A 15086-nucleotide genomic window follows, 5' to 3' on the forward strand; every position below is an offset into this window, starting at 1 on the left:
TACAATCAAAGACAAAAGTAATTCTGAATACAATTTATTGTATAGAATAGAAAGGTGATAAATAAATGGCACAAACAGTAGCAATTATTTTAGGTAATGACTTTGAGGATATTGAATTAACTAGTCCAAAAGAAGCAATCGAAGAAGCAGGCTACAATACAGTGATTATCGGCTCAGAAGCTGGAGAAGAAGTCGTAGGTAAACACGGTACAAAAGCTAAAGTTGATGTAGATATCGGCTCAGCTGAACCAAGCGATTATTCAGCATTATTAATTCCAGGCGGATTCTCACCAGACCATTTACGTGGAGACGTAGAAGGAAGATATGGTACATTCGCAAAAGCATTTATTAAAGAAGATGACCCAATCTTTGCGATTTGCCATGGTCCACAAGTATTAATTGATACTGATGATTTAAATGGCCGTACGTTAACAGCGGTATTAAACGTACGTAAAGACTTAGAAAACGCAGGTGCACATGTTAAAGATGAATCAGTAGTCGTTGATAAAAATCTTGTAACAAGTCGTACACCTGATGATTTAGATGACTTCAACAAAGCAATTGTTGACGCATTAAAAAATAATGAAAAATAAGTAGTTATAAGCTTAGCCGGAGTATCTATAAGATATTCCGGTTTTTTACATATCCAGGAGTATCCATGTGTACTACTCAAGACCGATTTTGTGTCAAAACGTATAATTCTTATTTCATATCAAACAGTTCTCAATTATAATATGTGTGAAATACTAAAATAGATTGAGGAGATCTGTGTATGAAAAGAAGCGAAAGGCTATCGAGGTCTCAACGTGAGACAACAAGAGGCACACAGAATACACCCCATTATAATACTTATTATCAACCCGTAGGTACACCGCCGAGAAAAAGAAAAAGCAAAGGGCTATTTTTAAAATTACTTATTGGACTCATTATTGTAATTGCACTCTTCTTTGGTGTGATGTATGCATTGTCATCACGTGCCAATGTAGAGGACTTAAAAACCATTGAAAATAAATCTACGTTTGTTCCAATCAATGATATGCCGAATTATACTAAAGGCGCTTTTATCGCTATGGAAGATGAGCGATTCTATGACCATGGCGCATTTGATGTGAAAGGTATATTTAGGGCACTGTTCACGACTTTAAGTGATCAATCGGTACAAGGTGGCAGTACAATCAGTCAACAAGTTGTTAAAAATTATTATTATGGAAATGAACAAAGTTTTACACGGAAAGTGAAAGAAATATTGGTCGCATCGCGTATGGAACGGGAATATTCTAAAGAAGAGATATTGAGCTTTTACGTTAATAATATTTATTTTGGTGATAATCAATATACTATTGAAAGTGCTGCAAATCATTACTTTGGTACAACGACCGTCGCAAACAGTCAAAATATGCCGACGATTAGTGTGCTTCAAAGTGCCATTTTAGCAAGTAAAATTAATGCGCCAAGTGTATATGATGTCAATAATATGTCACAGAACTATATTAACCGTGTCAAAATCAATTTAGAAAAGATGAAGCAGCAAGGTTATATCAACGATGAACAATATAAAACAGCATTAGCTCAGTTAGGCGTTTAATGCGATTTCAGGCAATCAGTATATTCAGCTGCATTGCCTTTTTTATATGTCGCATGCTTAAAAGAGACAATGTATGTTACTTGTGTAAATTCAGGAGGATAATGCTATAAAAGTACATGCATTTGTTTTACAATAAGTATCGATACCGTTATGAATTTAAGAGAAGAGGTGAGACCATGCCTAAAATTACAATGATTGAAGTTCAAAAGAAAAATAAAGAGCGGTTTAATTTATACTTAGACGGTGCCTTTGAGATGGGTATCGATATGGATACTTTAGTACACTTTAATTTAAAAAAAGGCGATGCGCTCACTGCTGAAGATATGATGCATATTCAAAAGTATGAGCATTATCGCTTAGGGTTACATTACGCTGTTCAATATCTTTCATATCGTAAAAGAACTGAACAAGAAGTCATTACACATTTACAAAAACATGAAATCAATGAGGTAGCTATTGCAGAAGTCATTGCTTATTGTCATCAAGAAGGCTATATTGATCATCAAGATTATGCGGAAAGTTTAAAAAATACTATGATTCGGACTACTGATAAAGGGCCTGAAATTTACAAACAAAAGCTTTATAAAGCCGGAGTCGAAAAGAATATTATTGAAGATTATGGCGAACGTTATGAACAAGAACAACCGCTTGAAGATATCGTTGCGCTTGCTGATAAATTGATGCATCAAAAGAAAGGGCCGATGAAGAAGCGGACAGATAAAGTGAAACAATCATTATTACAAAAAGGCTATTCATTCGAGATGATTAATGAAGCGATGCAAGCCTTAGATTTTGAACCAGATACAGATGAAATTGATGCTTTATTGCAAAAGGAATTAGAAAAAGTGTATCGTAAAAATGAACGCAAATATAGCGGGCAACAACTTGTGATGAAAACAATAGAAGCACTTCTCAGAAAAGGCTATGAGTATGATACAATTAAAGATAAATTAAGAGAAAGCGGGATTAGCGATGACTGAGAAAAGTTTAAGCGAAATGACTAAGAGTGAAATTTTAAATGAAATACAAAAATATAAAGAAAAAATGCGTAAAGCAGAAATGAACGGCATTTTAAATGAATATGATGTCTACCGTACAAAAGTCATCATTGCGGAAAGTTACTTAGTAGATACAGATAAAATTGAATTCGGTAAACTTTATGAATTAAATGATGGTACGAAACGTTATATGCGTGTAGATCGTTTGAAAGGTGTCTTTGCATGGGGCAAAATCCTGCATAGCGGACTAAGTGAAGAAGGCATCCCAGTCGCATTATTAAAACTTTAGAAGGATGTAGAAATTATGGCGAGTTCGATTGTATTAAAATTACTGAATATTACACATTATTATCGTAAAAAGAATAGAAAAAAATGGTATCTGCCGTATGGTTATGATGCTGAAGATATCGAATTGAATAATGTGTCACTTCACTTATATCAAGGAGAATCATTAGGTATTATAGGGGAGCCTGGTGCGTCGAAAACGTTAATCGGCAGAATCTTAGCCGGTGAAGTTAAACCTGATAAAGGGCGTATCCGACGTAACGGCAGTTTATATTTCGGAGATATCGAAGATAAACATTTACACGAAGAAACGGTGACTGCGCTTGTTCAAAATGCAGTGGAATTATTTACATATACGGTTTCTGGACATAAAGTCGAACAAATTTTGCGCTATGCTGATTTATATGAGCAGAAAGATAAGCTAGTTTACCAGTTAACTGATCGTGAGTATGCACAATTAATTGTAAGTTTAGCACGTACGTCTAAAGCAGATATCATTATCTTTAATCATGTATTAAGTGAATTGGATGATGCATTTATGGAGAAAGCCATAACACTTTCTCAAGATTACATAGATGATGAACTTACAATGATTACAATCGATGATAATTTAAAGGTTATCCAGGCAGTATGTAACTATGCCGTATGGATTTCACATGGCCAATTACGTATGGAAGGTCCATTGAGTCGTGTGTTACCTGCATTTAAAGAACATGAACGAGACCGTCAATCATTAAAAACTGAAGAAGAAAAAGCGCAGTTTGATGTAGACTGGAAAGAAAAACGTACGCGTATTCCTGAAATGTCTTATAACTTCAAACGAATTGAACGTTATAAACACGCAAAACCGACACCTTTCTTGGCACGTGTTATCGGTTGGAGTGTTTTGTTACTGGTCGGCTTTATTTTTACAGCGGTATTGTTGTTTAACAATTTAGGGATTGTGCATTTTGCGCAAAACACTGAACAAAGTAAATTACAAGCTCAGAAAAAAGGTGTATTTGATGAGACTTTGACCTACGGTATTGTGATGAATAACAATATTGAAGTTAAAGGGATTGACCATAAACATAAAGTGAAGCTGCCGAAATATACATTTGTGACGATTACTGGAGAAAATGATAATAAATATCGACTGGTTATCGATGATAAATCTTATGTAATTGGTAAAAATAAATTATATCATTTCAATCCAGCAGGTCTTTATGAAAGACATAGTAAAGATACACTCGAAGATTACATGAAATCTAATTATATTAATTATATAGATTTCTATAATAGTCACTTAGGACAATCTCACAAGAAAGCAGTTAAAAGTTTAGTTCCTGAGAAAGATCAACGTTTTGTTGCGCCAGTCACACAACAGCCTGTAGATTTATTGTTCAATGATAATGATCATTTAACAGGATTTGTATTCCCGATTGTTGATAAAGACAAATTAAAAGATAAATTTGATATTCAAGGAGATTACTGGGTCACAAAATCAGGCAATGGTTACTTTATTGCTGATTTGAAAGATAATAAATGGATTTATATAGAATTGTAGGTGAGACCGTTTGATAGATAAATTGATAAATTTTTATTATAGCTTGCCGCAAATGATGAAACATTTAATGGGGAGTTTGAAGCGGAATTGGAGATGGTTCGCGATTCCGCTTGTAGCTTCAGTATTGTTATTACTCGTAATGTTGCTGTTTTTAAAAATCATTAACGCGACAGAAGAAACACAAGCTGTGTGGTATTACCGCTTCATCGGTTTCATCACATTATCTTGGACACTTGTTACTTTATATTTCAACACAATGCGTTATCGCAGAGATTATTATGAATATAAGAACTATGACTATCCAACCGCTTTTAAAAGTATTATCTATACACTGATTTTTTCAGTAGGATTATTACTTTCTATCGCATTAGTTGTCCTGGTCAAACCCGTCAACTTAGATAGTTCATTTTGGGCTATTGGCTTTTACTGGATCATGTGGAATTTATTTGTGATGATTGTTTCGCAAGTATTAGGTTTAGTAAGAATGATCAGCCGTTACAATATTTTTGATATGACACTCTATATCGTATTTGCGGTTATGTTCATTATCGTACCGATCTTTTTCATTCCAGGTCCACATAAATCAATTTGGATGCATATTTTAATGTTAAATCCATTATTTTATTTAGTTTCTGGTATTGAAGAAGCTGTGATTATCGGTGTTAATAGTTTGGGCAATATACCTTATCATTTCTTCTTTATTGTATGGTTAGGTATCGCAAGTCTATTATTGTATATTCTAAGACCACATATCGCATATGAGAAATTTAGAATGACAACTAATCGTTCTATTCATTTAAAAAATACGGCTGAACCTGAAAAGGTGAAAAACTCCAATTTTGATCATTAATCAAATGAGTTTAGGTATATTAAAATAATCATAGAAAAAATAAAACGAGAACAAAGTGTAGTTGATACATTTTGTTCTCGTTCTTTTATTAATGTGTATAAAGTTTTTTCATCAATTTCTGTTCACTAAAGACCCAACCTGTGTATGAATGGGTGATATTTAAGTCTTGGTCCAAATGTACAATCGCTACGAAAGAATAGTGATCTTTGTTTAAATAACGTAAGTCGATGAAGCGGACTTCAAGAATATTATCGCTTAAACGACGAGTATCCCATCTGTATATAGAAGAGAAGTTTAAAAACGCTTTGATATTAGGGTCGTTACGTAATACCTGCATTAATTCTTCATCAGGGAATGGTTGACGTTTCACTTTATCAGCGAAAACGACGTTTGTCCCATAACTGCGTCCGACATAGTCGTGAGTTTGTGTTTGAACTGCGACACGCCATTCCATAAATTTCATAGTAGGTGCCACAAATACTTTAACTAAGTGTGCATTATCTTGACTGCTGACCATACGTAAAACACGTTTTCGAATTGTGGCTTGGAAGATAAAACGTACAATATAATAAATCACTAATACGATGAAAATTGGAATATACACCGCAAATGCATTTAAGCCAAAAGCCCATAGCACAATGCCTAAACACCATAAAATAAAGATGTAAGGATCAAAGGTATTAATCACACTCAATTGTATCCATTTATTTGAGAAAGGCCGCAACGCTTGCGTACCGTAGGAATTAAATATATCTACAAAGACGTGTAAAAAGACTGCAAGTTGTGCCCATAGCCAAATATGCAATGGATTAATATGGCTGAAAAAGGTAAAAACGAGTAAGGTTATAAGTATCGGCCATAATATAGTGAAAGGTATTGAATGTGTGATACCTCTATGATTAGATATATAAACAGCATTATTTTTTAGTTTTAATACAGTGTCGCTGTCAGGAATTAAAGAACCTGCGATTAAGGTTGTAGCCGCAGCACCAAAATGATCTGACAGGGTCGGGTCATGCATGGCTAGCGCAGTAAGCCCAATGCCCATGACGATATGTGTGCCTGTATCCATAATTGTTCACTCATTTCAATTAATCTTACATATAGTATAAAACATAATGACAAATAACTAAATCAATTCACCCTTAATTAAAGGGTGTGTTGACAAGAGAGAAGGAGAACTATTGAAGAATGAAACAGCAAAATAGTTTCAAAAGAGATTTATTAGATTGGATTGAAACCAATCAACGTGAAATGCCTTGGCGAGAAACGACTAATCCTTATTATATCTGGATTAGTGAAGTTATGCTTCAACAGACACAAGTTAAAACAGTGATAGATTATTATCATCGTTTCACAGAACGTTTTCCGACAGTTGAAGATTTAAGTCAAGCATCACAAGATGAAGTTTTAAAATATTGGGAAGGATTAGGCTATTATAGTCGTGCACGCAATTTTCACCATGCAGTGCAAGAAGTTGCGACGCAATATAACGGTAATGTCCCAAGCAATCCGGATTTGTTCGGACGATTAAAAGGTGTGGGACCTTATACACAAGCAGCGGTGATGAGTATTGCGTTTGATTTACCATTGCCAACCGTTGATGGTAATGTTTTTCGTGTGTGGTCTCGCTTAAATAATGATTTCAGTGATACTACAAAACAATCTGTCCGCAAAAAATTCGAAAGTGAATTGCGTCCTTATGTTACAACACATGCAGGCCAATTTAACCAAGCTATGATGGAACTTGGCGCATTAATTTGTACACCGAAATCACCGCTTTGTTTATTATGTCCAGTTCAATCACACTGCGAAGCATTAGAAAAAGGGACGGTTGATCAACTACCCGTCAAACCTAAAAAGATTAAAAAGAAGACAATTAAACAAAATTGTTATGTCATTTATAATCAAAATGATGAAGTGTTAATTGAACAACGTACAGAAAAGCTATTACATGGAATGTGGGAGTTCCCGATGTATGAAGCAACTTATAGTGAAGAACAGCTTCATGATTTATTACAACAAGACATATCTATTAGTGAGACACCGATATTTAAGTTAAAACATCAATTCACACATTTAACTTGGGACATTCAAGTCTATCAAGTTGACGATGTTATAGATGAGTCACAAACACAATTAAGTGATCGCTTTGTATGGATGCGTTTAGAGGATAGAGATCACTACAACTTTCCAGCATCGATGCATAAAGTATTAAACTATTTAACAACGAAGTAGTTAAGTCTGAGTTTAAAAAAGCATTATGTTATAATTGTGATTGTGAAAAATAGCCAGGAGGAGGTGTGGAACATGGTAAAAGAGTCCATACCGAAAGAAGGAGAACGTATTAAAATACAAAGTTACAAGCACGATGGCAACATTCATAGAGTTTGGTCAGAAACTACGATTTTAAAAGGGACAGACCATGTTGTGATTGGGGGCAATGACCACACGCTTGTAACCGAAAGCGATGGACGTACATGGATTACCAGAGAACCAGCAATCGTCTATTTCCACTCGGAATATTGGTTTAATGTCATCTGTATGTTCAGAGAAGACGGTGTATATTATTATTGCAACTTATCGTCACCATTTGTTTGTGATGAAGAAGCATTGAAATATATTGATTATGATTTAGATATCAAAGTTTATCCGAATGGTAAATATCATTTGTTGGATGAAGACGAGTACCAACAACATATGCAGCAAATGAACTATCCTAAAGATATAGATGCGATTTTACGCAGGAATGTTGATATCTTACAACAATGGATTGAACAAAAGAAAGGTCCGTTTGCGCCAGACTTTATTAAAGTTTGGAGAGAACGCTTTAAAAAGCTGAGACAAGGTTAGCATATCAAGCAGATTGCTTTATTACGTCTTGTGTTTTTAATTATAATAACTTTGGTATGAATAATAATCGTAATACGAGGTTGGGACATCGCAATAAAATGTCTCGCCTCGTTGATTTATTTCGCATTAGAAAAGGATAGAAAGGGAGGATTGCCTCAATGATACGCAGGTATTTAAAGTTTGTTAAGCCGTATAAATGGCGGATAGCAGCTACCATTATTATCGGTATCATTAAATTCGGCATTCCGATGTTGATTCCATTATTAATCAAATATGTAATTGATGATGTCATCAACAATCCGAGCATGGGCACGCAAGACAAATTAAGCCACTTGGGTATCGCAATCGGGATTGCCTTTTTTATATTTGCAGTCGTACGTCCACCGATAGAATATATGCGTCAGTATTTAGCGCAGTGGACCAGCAACAAAATACTTTATGATATTCGTAGACGTTTATATGATCACTTGCAAGCACTAAGTGCACGCTTCTATGCCAACAACAAAGCAGGTGAAGTGATTTCACGTGTTATCAATGACGTTGAGCAGACTAAAGACTTTATTTTAACAGGACTAATGAACATCTGGTTAGACTGTGTGACAATTATTATCGCATTATCAATCATGTTTGTACTTGATGTTAAATTGACATTAGCCGCTATGATTATATTCCCGTTCTACATTTTAACGGTTTATTACTTCTTCGGAAGATTACGTAGTCTAACACGTGAAAGATCTCAAGCTTTAGCAGAAGTACAAGGGTTCTTACACGAACGTGTACAAGGTATTTCGGTGATTAAAAGTTTCGCAATTGAACAAAATGAAGCGCAAAACTTTGATAAGAAAAACAGTAAATTCTTACATCGTGCTTTTAAACACACACGTTGGAATGCTTATTCTTTCGCAGCAATCAATACGGTAACTGATATCGGACCGATTATTGTAATTGGCGTCGGTGGTTATTTAGCAGTAACAGGTTCCATTACAGTTGGTACGTTAGCTGCGTTCGTCAGCTATTTAGAACAACTTTTCGGACCTCTACGTCGTCTTGTTTCTTCATTTACAACATTGACACAAAGTTTCGCTTCTATGGACCGTGTTTTCCATTTATTAGATGAAGACTATGATGTAAAAGATGAACCTTATGCGAAACCGCTCAAAATCACAGAAGGTAACATCTCATTAGATCATGTAACTTTCCGATACAATCCACATGCACCTAAAGTGTTAGATGATATTTCGTTAAATGTGAATCATGGCGAAACCGTCGCCTTTGTAGGAATGTCTGGTGGAGGTAAATCGACATTAATCAACTTGATTCCTCGATTTTATGATTCTACCGATGGAACGATTACTATAGATGGTTATAATGTAAAAGACTTCTTATTATCTAGCTTGCGTGAACAAATCGGTTTAGTTCAACAAGATAATATCTTATTCTCAGACACAATCAGAGAAAATATCTTACTAGGTAAACCAGGTGCGAGTGATGAAGATGTGATAGAAGCGGCTAAACTCGCAAACGCACACGATTTCATTATGAGTCTGCCTGAAGGTTATGAAACTGAAGTAGGGGAACGTGGTGTGAAATTATCAGGTGGTCAAAAACAACGTATTTCACTTGCACGTATATTCTTAAATAATCCGCCGATTATTATTTTAGACGAGGCAACAAGTGCGTTAGACCTAGAAAGTGAAGCAATCATTCAAGAAGCTTTAGCACATTTAAGTGAAAATAGAACAACATTAATCGTTGCCCATCGCTTATCTACAATCACTCATGCAGATAAAATTGTAGTAGTTGAAAACGGACAAATTATTGAAGTCGGTACGCATCAAGAGTTATTAGCTAAACAAGGTGCATACCATCATCTTTATACAATTCAAGACTTATAATAAAGAAAGAGCAGAAACGTCCCTCAGCGGAGGACAGTTTCTGCTCTCTTTTTATAAGTCTAAGTCTTCTTCTTCAATTTCAATGTTAGAGTCATCTGTATGGAATTGGAAATAACTCATGACCAAACGGTCTAAGTGTGCTAAATCATAACTGAATTCCTCGATTGCTGAGATAATCTGCATGACATTAGAAATTGAATACTCAGAGGTTTCAGTGTTCAGGACCATTTCATTTTTAAATGCTTCCATTAACTCAATTTTTTGCGGAATGTCCACAGGAGCTTGGAAATTCTCGAAATCGTGTCTTGCTTTTTGAGCGATGCTTAACATAATTTGGTCATATGAAGTCATTAAATCATCTAGTTCAAATTTGATTTGCAAACGAAGATCAGTACTCATATTATGCAAATCATGTTGGTAACGATGCATACGTCTCAAAACATCATAGGCACTTTTTGTAGTTGTCACAACTTGTTTGAAAATTATCTTTTTACGATTTAATTCTGGCCAATTTTTTCTAAAGAAAGGACGTTCTTCTTTATAATAATTGAATAATTGTTCCAGATTTTTCAAACGTTCTTTAATACTCTTTGTATCTTCTTTAACATGGTAAAACTCTGTTGTATCGTTAATAACCAATTTAATCCAAATGAAAATATCAGAAGCGATATTCATTGAATTATAATAAAGCTTTGTTTCGTATTTAGGTGGAAAGAAGGCGACATTGACAGTGAAAGCACTGAAAACACCAATCATCACTAACACGAAACGATAAAACGCTGATGCATAGAAGTTACCTGTTTCTCCACCTTGACCCATGATGATAAGGGCAGTAACTGTGGCTAAGGTTGCAACATGTTGAAGTTTTAATTGGAATAATAAAGCAATCAAGACTATAACTGTTGCGCCCATGATAATAATACTATCGCCAAATAAACTGACCATCGATACAGATAAAATTGCACCGATTAAGTTACCTTGAAACTGTTCTTTTATAGTTTTATAAGAACGATATACACTTGGCTGCATTGCTACAATTGCACCGATACCTGCTACGGTAGGAATGCCTGCACTCTTTGGCAGCAGTGATGCAATTAACATCGCTAGGACAATCGCAATACCTGTTTTAAATATTCTTGCACCTAGTTTCAAATGAGTGTGCTCCTTTATTCCTATTTATGCACATTTGCTTGGAAGTGGTTTCCAAAAACAAAAACGTATATTAAAGTTTATACACTGAATCAATGTGTTTTTCAAGTTTATTTCATTTGAGAGAATGCATAGTCTGCAGCACGTAATGTTTCTTCAATATCTTCATCTGTGTGTTCTGTTGTTAAGAACCAAGCTTCAAATTTAGAAGGTGCTAAGTTGATGCCTTGATGCAACATTAATTTGAAGAATTTCGCAAATGCATCGCCATCAGAATTTTCTGCTTGCTCATAATGTGTTACTTTTTCGTCAGTAAAGTAAAGTGTTAATGAACCATAAACACGGTTTACTGTAGCTGTAATACCATGTTTTTCAATTAATTCATTTAAACCATCTTCTAATTTTTTACCAAGACGATCTAATTCTTCGTAAACACCTTCTTGTTCTAAAACTTCTAATAAAGCGATGCCTGCTTTCATTGAAAGTGGATTACCAGCCATTGTTCCTGCTTGATATGCAGGGCCTAAAGGTGCAACTTGTTCCATAATGTCTTGACGTCCACCGTAACCGCCGATTGGTAAACCGCCACCGACGATTTTACCGAATGCTGTTAAGTCAGGGTATACGTTCAACAAGTCTTGAGCAGCACCGTAGTGGAAGCGGAATGCTGTGATAACTTCATCATAAATTACAAGACCGCCATATTGATGGGTGATTTCATTTACTTCTTCAAGGAAGCCGGGAAGCGGTTCAACCATACCGAAGTTACCGATAATAGGTTCAACTAATACTGCTGCGATTTGATCGCCCCAATGTTTCATTGCTTCTTTGTAAGACTCGATATCATTAAAAGGTACTGTAATTACTTCTTGAGCCACGCTCTTAGGTACGCCGGCTGAATCAGGAGAACCTAATTGAGAAGGGCCGCTACCTGCAGCAACAAGTACTAAATCTGAGTGTCCGTGGTAAGATCCAGCGAATTTAATAATTTTATCGCGATTTGTATATGCACGTGCGACACGAATTGTTGTCATGACAGCTTCAGTACCAGAGTTGACAAAACGCATTTTTTCTAAAGATGGAATTGCTTCACGCAATTTTTTAGCAAATTCGATTTCTAGCTCAGTCGGTGTACCATAAAGCACACCTTTAGCTGCTTGTTCTTGAATAGCCTTAGTAATATGTGGATGTGCATGTCCAGTAATAATTGGACCATATGCTTGAAGATAATCAATGTAACGATTGCCGTCTACATCATATAAATATTGACCTTTACCTTCTTTCATTACTACCGGTGCACCGCCGCCAACTGCTTTATATGAGCGAGAAGGGGAGTTGACACCGCCAAGGATGTATTCGTCTGACAAACTTTGAAGTCGTTCGCTTTCAGTGAATTTCATTTTTTATCAACCTCTTTTAATTTAATATTTCCGTTTACTATCGTATCATATAATTAACTATAAGAAGAAAAAGGTGAGCATATGTTGAAAAAAGGAGACAAATTCCCTGAATTTGCATTAGAAAATCAAGATGGAGAAGTCATTACTAACGACACAATCAAAGGCAGAAAGGCAATTCTTTATTTCTATCCTAGAGATAATACACCTGGATGCACAACAGAGGCTTGCGATTTCCGTGATAACATGGCAATGTTTAATGATTTAGATATTGCAGTATACGGAATCAGCGGAGATTCTAAAAAGAAACATCAAAACTTTATTGCTAAACATGATTTGAATTTTGATTTGCTAGTAGATGAGGATTATAAATTATCTGAAGCAACTGGCGTGTATCAATTGAAGAAAAGTTTTGGCAAAGAATCTATGGGAATTGTCAGAACTACTTTCGTTGTAGATGAAAATGGTGTAGTAGAACATGTAATCGAAAAAGTTAAAGTAAAAGAACAAATGAATCAATTAAAAGAAATGTTGGGGTGAAGTGTGTGAAGGTTCTTTCATTAAATAGATTAAAAGACTCAGAGCAGTTATTGGAAGAAACTTTTCCAGAAGTAGAATTTGTATTTCGAAAAAATGTAGATGAAATAAATGAGCAAGATAAACGAGATGCAGATGTTGTAATTGGTTATAGTGGCAAAGCTGATCAAGCTTTTTTTGAGGGTATGCCTAATTTAAAGTTTGTAGCTTGGTATGCGGCTGGTGTTAATTCACTACCATTACAATATTTTGCTGAACGTAATATTGTATTAACGAATGTATCAGGTATTCACGCAAAACAAATGAGTCAATTTGTATTTGCCTATATTTTAGACGATTATAAACAAATGAGAGTTTCTAGACAAAATCAAGATAATAAAGTTTATGATTCTACAATTACAGGCAGACGTGTAGATGGAGATACGTTACTAATTTTGGGGACAGGTAATATTCCTAAACAAATTTCCGAACTTGCACGTGCATTTGAAATGAAAATTATTGGTATTAATACAACTGGACATGAAGTTGATGGATTTGATGAAACATATCCTTTAAAGGAACTTGATCAAGTTTTGCCGAAAGCAGACGTTGTAGTTAATGTGCTGCCCGAAACTGAAGAGACGTACCATTTATTAGAAGATAAGCAATTTGACGCAATGAAAGAGACTGCATTATTTATTAATATCGGCAGAGGTACAATTGCTTCAGAAGAAACAATTGTTAAAGCGCTTAATGAGGGCAAAATTCGTCATGCTTATTTAGATGTTTTCGAAAAGGAACCTTTATCAGAGGATAATCCGTTATATCAATTAGATAATGTAAGTATTACTGCGCATATCACAGGAAATGGTAAAGAAAACTTTAAAGAGGCATCTCAAATTTTTATTAGAAACTTCAAACATTTTCTAAGTAATGGAGATGTCATTGAGAAAAAAGTAGATTTATCAAAAGGTTATTGATAAAATAATGTGCCAACATTGACATTTCAATGGTTCTACCGTTATATTAATATTAAGTAATAATAATTATTAAGTAGAAAGACGGTGGATTAGATGAGTGCAGAAATGGAATCTATTGAGCATCAATTAGAGGACTCTATTGCATCTTTAAGAAATGCCGGAATCAGAATTACACCGCAAAGACAAGCCATTCTTAGATTTTTGATTTCAAGTGAAACTCATCCAACAGCAGATGAAATTTATCAGGCACTGTCACCAGATTTTCCAAACATAAGTGTTGCGACGATATACAATAACTTACGTGTGTTTAAGAAAACAGGAATTGTGAATGAATTGACTTATGGAGATGCATCTAGTCGCTTTGATTTTAATACACATAATCACTATCACGTCATTTGTGAGAATTGCGGTAAGATAGTAGATTTTCATTATCCGCAATTACATGAAGTTGAACAATTAGCTCAACATGTGACAGGTTTTAAAGTGTCACATCACAGAATGGAAATTTATGGATTATGTCCAGAATGCCAAAGTAAAGAACAATAAAACATTATTACCATTAATAGGAAAGCTGAATGTCATATGGCATTCAGCTTTTTATATTTGGTTTCGGATCATGTGAGTTTTAATCCTATGTAAAGTATTTAACAACGTTCCTTACAATAAGAAAGCTGATTTGAAGTGGGGGACAAAGTATTAATACACTCAAAGAGTAAGATGATTGGACGTTTAATTACACCATATACATCAAAAATCTCATATGAATGAAATCGTGCGTACTATTAGTAATTTTATACATTTTTTATTATAGAAAATTATTGACTCTTAACTAAAGGCTTGATATGATGAATAGGTCGTTGAAACGGCGCAGTAAATTAAACATTGAGAATTAAAAGTTTGAATTAAAAACTTTAACAAAGTGTAAATTTTACTATTGATTATCAACAAGAAACATTATAGAATAGTTATTGTTGAAAAAAAGAAACAAGTTACTTCGAAAAAAATAAATTTTAAAAAGTACTTGACTTCAAA

15 protein-coding genes are annotated in these 15086 nt (G+C 34.7%); 12 read left to right on the plus strand and 3 right to left on the minus strand.

The genetic code is table 11. The features are described from left to right. The first annotated feature begins 65 nt into the window (after positions 1–65). The 6 genes from MUA87_RS04900 to MUA87_RS04925 all read left to right on the plus strand — a co-directional run bounded on the left by MUA87_RS04900 (position 66) and on the right by MUA87_RS04925 (position 5264). Complete coding sequence (locus MUA87_RS04900) at positions 66–593, plus strand: type 1 glutamine amidotransferase domain-containing protein (protein WP_002481652.1); 528 nt, start codon at positions 66–68, stop codon at positions 591–593. A gap of 179 nt (positions 594–772) precedes the next feature. Beyond that, on the plus strand, positions 773–1585 hold the full coding sequence (gene sgtB, locus MUA87_RS04905) for a monofunctional peptidoglycan glycosyltransferase SgtB (RefSeq protein ID WP_002481651.1): 813 nt from the start codon (positions 773–775) through the stop codon (positions 1583–1585). Positions 1586–1761: 176 nt separating this feature from the next. Next, positions 1762–2565: a recombination regulator RecX gene (gene recX, locus MUA87_RS04910; protein WP_023015857.1), complete on the plus strand. Its 804-nt coding sequence runs from the start codon at positions 1762–1764 to the stop codon at positions 2563–2565. Further along, complete coding sequence (locus tag MUA87_RS04915) at positions 2558–2872, plus strand: YfhH family protein (RefSeq protein ID WP_002481649.1); 315 nt, start codon at positions 2558–2560, stop codon at positions 2870–2872. Before recX ends, MUA87_RS04915 begins: the two co-directional genes overlap by 8 nt. 15 nt (positions 2873–2887) lie before the next feature. Then, a complete protein-coding gene (locus MUA87_RS04920; RefSeq protein ID WP_023015856.1) occupies positions 2888–4414 on the plus strand; it encodes an ATP-binding cassette domain-containing protein in 1527 nt (508 codons plus the stop codon). Positions 4415–4424: 10 nt separating this feature from the next. Then, positions 4425–5264: a hypothetical protein gene (locus MUA87_RS04925; RefSeq protein ID WP_023015855.1), complete on the plus strand. Its 840-nt coding sequence runs from the start codon at positions 4425–4427 to the stop codon at positions 5262–5264. 88 nt (positions 5265–5352) lie between these two features. Here the strand turns inward: MUA87_RS04925 and MUA87_RS04930 are convergent, their stop codons facing one another. After that, positions 5353–6336 (minus strand): metal-dependent hydrolase, encoded by a 984-nt coding sequence (locus MUA87_RS04930; protein WP_002481646.1) that lies wholly within the window; start codon positions 6334–6336, stop codon positions 5353–5355. Between the two features lie 119 nt (positions 6337–6455). On the opposite strand from MUA87_RS04930, the gene mutY reads away from it, so the two are divergent. From mutY to MUA87_RS04945, 3 genes are all read left to right on the plus strand, one after another. Continuing rightward, the gene (mutY, locus tag MUA87_RS04935; protein WP_262551354.1) at positions 6456–7502 is read left to right on the plus strand and encodes an A/G-specific adenine glycosylase; all 1047 of its coding nucleotides are present in this window, start codon (positions 6456–6458) and stop codon (positions 7500–7502) included. Between the two features lie 72 nt (positions 7503–7574). Beyond that, entirely contained in the window at positions 7575–8117 is a 543-nt protein-coding gene (gene ntdP / locus MUA87_RS04940) for a nucleoside tri-diphosphate phosphatase (RefSeq protein WP_002481644.1), read from the plus strand. A 158-nt stretch (positions 8118–8275) separates the two neighbouring features. Further along, positions 8276–10012, plus strand: a complete 1737-nt coding sequence (locus MUA87_RS04945; RefSeq protein WP_262551355.1) for an ABC transporter ATP-binding protein — start codon at positions 8276–8278, stop codon at positions 10010–10012. 51 nt (positions 10013–10063) lie between these two features. Here the strand turns inward: MUA87_RS04945 and MUA87_RS04950 are convergent, their stop codons facing one another. Both MUA87_RS04950 and MUA87_RS04955 read right to left on the minus strand, forming a co-directional pair. After that, a complete protein-coding gene (locus MUA87_RS04950) occupies positions 10064–11164 on the minus strand; it encodes an FUSC family protein (RefSeq protein ID WP_002481642.1) in 1101 nt (366 codons plus the stop codon). 107 nt (positions 11165–11271) lie between these two features. After that, complete coding sequence (locus MUA87_RS04955) at positions 11272–12561, minus strand: glutamate-1-semialdehyde 2,1-aminomutase (RefSeq protein WP_002481641.1); 1290 nt, start codon at positions 12559–12561, stop codon at positions 11272–11274. Between the two features lie 81 nt (positions 12562–12642). Between MUA87_RS04955 and bcp the strand changes: the two genes are divergently transcribed. The 3 genes from bcp to perR all read left to right on the plus strand — a co-directional run bounded on the left by bcp (position 12643) and on the right by perR (position 14600). Further along, positions 12643–13098: a thioredoxin-dependent thiol peroxidase gene (bcp, locus tag MUA87_RS04960; protein ID WP_002481640.1), complete on the plus strand. Its 456-nt coding sequence runs from the start codon at positions 12643–12645 to the stop codon at positions 13096–13098. Positions 13099–13103: 5 nt separating this feature from the next. Further along, a complete protein-coding gene (locus tag MUA87_RS04965) occupies positions 13104–14054 on the plus strand; it encodes a phosphoglycerate dehydrogenase (RefSeq protein WP_037556602.1) in 951 nt (316 codons plus the stop codon). Between the two features lie 93 nt (positions 14055–14147). After that, positions 14148–14600: a peroxide-responsive transcriptional repressor PerR gene (perR, locus tag MUA87_RS04970; RefSeq protein WP_002481638.1), complete on the plus strand. Its 453-nt coding sequence runs from the start codon at positions 14148–14150 to the stop codon at positions 14598–14600. The last annotated feature ends 486 nt before the right edge of the window (positions 14601–15086 follow it).

The sequence above is a fragment of the Staphylococcus simulans genome, from assembly GCF_025561465.1.
Taxonomy (GTDB): domain Bacteria; phylum Bacillota; class Bacilli; order Staphylococcales; family Staphylococcaceae; genus Staphylococcus; species Staphylococcus simulans.

Bases quoted from the DNA above. Each gene is read 5' to 3' on its own strand.
- MUA87_RS04930 (WP_002481646.1), bottom strand. From the start codon at position 6,336: ATGGATACAGGCACACATATCGTCATGGGCATTGGGCTTACTGCGCTA.
- MUA87_RS04945 (WP_262551355.1), top strand. From the start codon at position 8,276: ATGATACGCAGGTATTTAAAGTTTGTTAAGCCGTATAAATGGCGGATA.
- ntdP (WP_002481644.1), top strand. From the start codon at position 7,575: ATGGTAAAAGAGTCCATACCGAAAGAAGGAGAACGTATTAAAATACAA.
- sgtB (WP_002481651.1), top strand. From the start codon at position 773: ATGAAAAGAAGCGAAAGGCTATCGAGGTCTCAACGTGAGACAACAAGA.
- bcp (WP_002481640.1), top strand. From the start codon at position 12,643: ATGTTGAAAAAAGGAGACAAATTCCCTGAATTTGCATTAGAAAATCAA.
- mutY (WP_262551354.1), top strand. From the start codon at position 6,456: ATGAAACAGCAAAATAGTTTCAAAAGAGATTTATTAGATTGGATTGAA.
- MUA87_RS04955 (WP_002481641.1), bottom strand. From the start codon at position 12,561: ATGAAATTCACTGAAAGCGAACGACTTCAAAGTTTGTCAGACGAATAC.
- MUA87_RS04920 (WP_023015856.1), top strand. From the start codon at position 2,888: ATGGCGAGTTCGATTGTATTAAAATTACTGAATATTACACATTATTAT.
- perR (WP_002481638.1), top strand. From the start codon at position 14,148: ATGAGTGCAGAAATGGAATCTATTGAGCATCAATTAGAGGACTCTATT.
- MUA87_RS04915 (WP_002481649.1), top strand. From the start codon at position 2,558: ATGACTGAGAAAAGTTTAAGCGAAATGACTAAGAGTGAAATTTTAAAT.
- MUA87_RS04900 (WP_002481652.1), top strand. From the start codon at position 66: ATGGCACAAACAGTAGCAATTATTTTAGGTAATGACTTTGAGGATATT.
- recX (WP_023015857.1), top strand. From the start codon at position 1,762: ATGCCTAAAATTACAATGATTGAAGTTCAAAAGAAAAATAAAGAGCGG.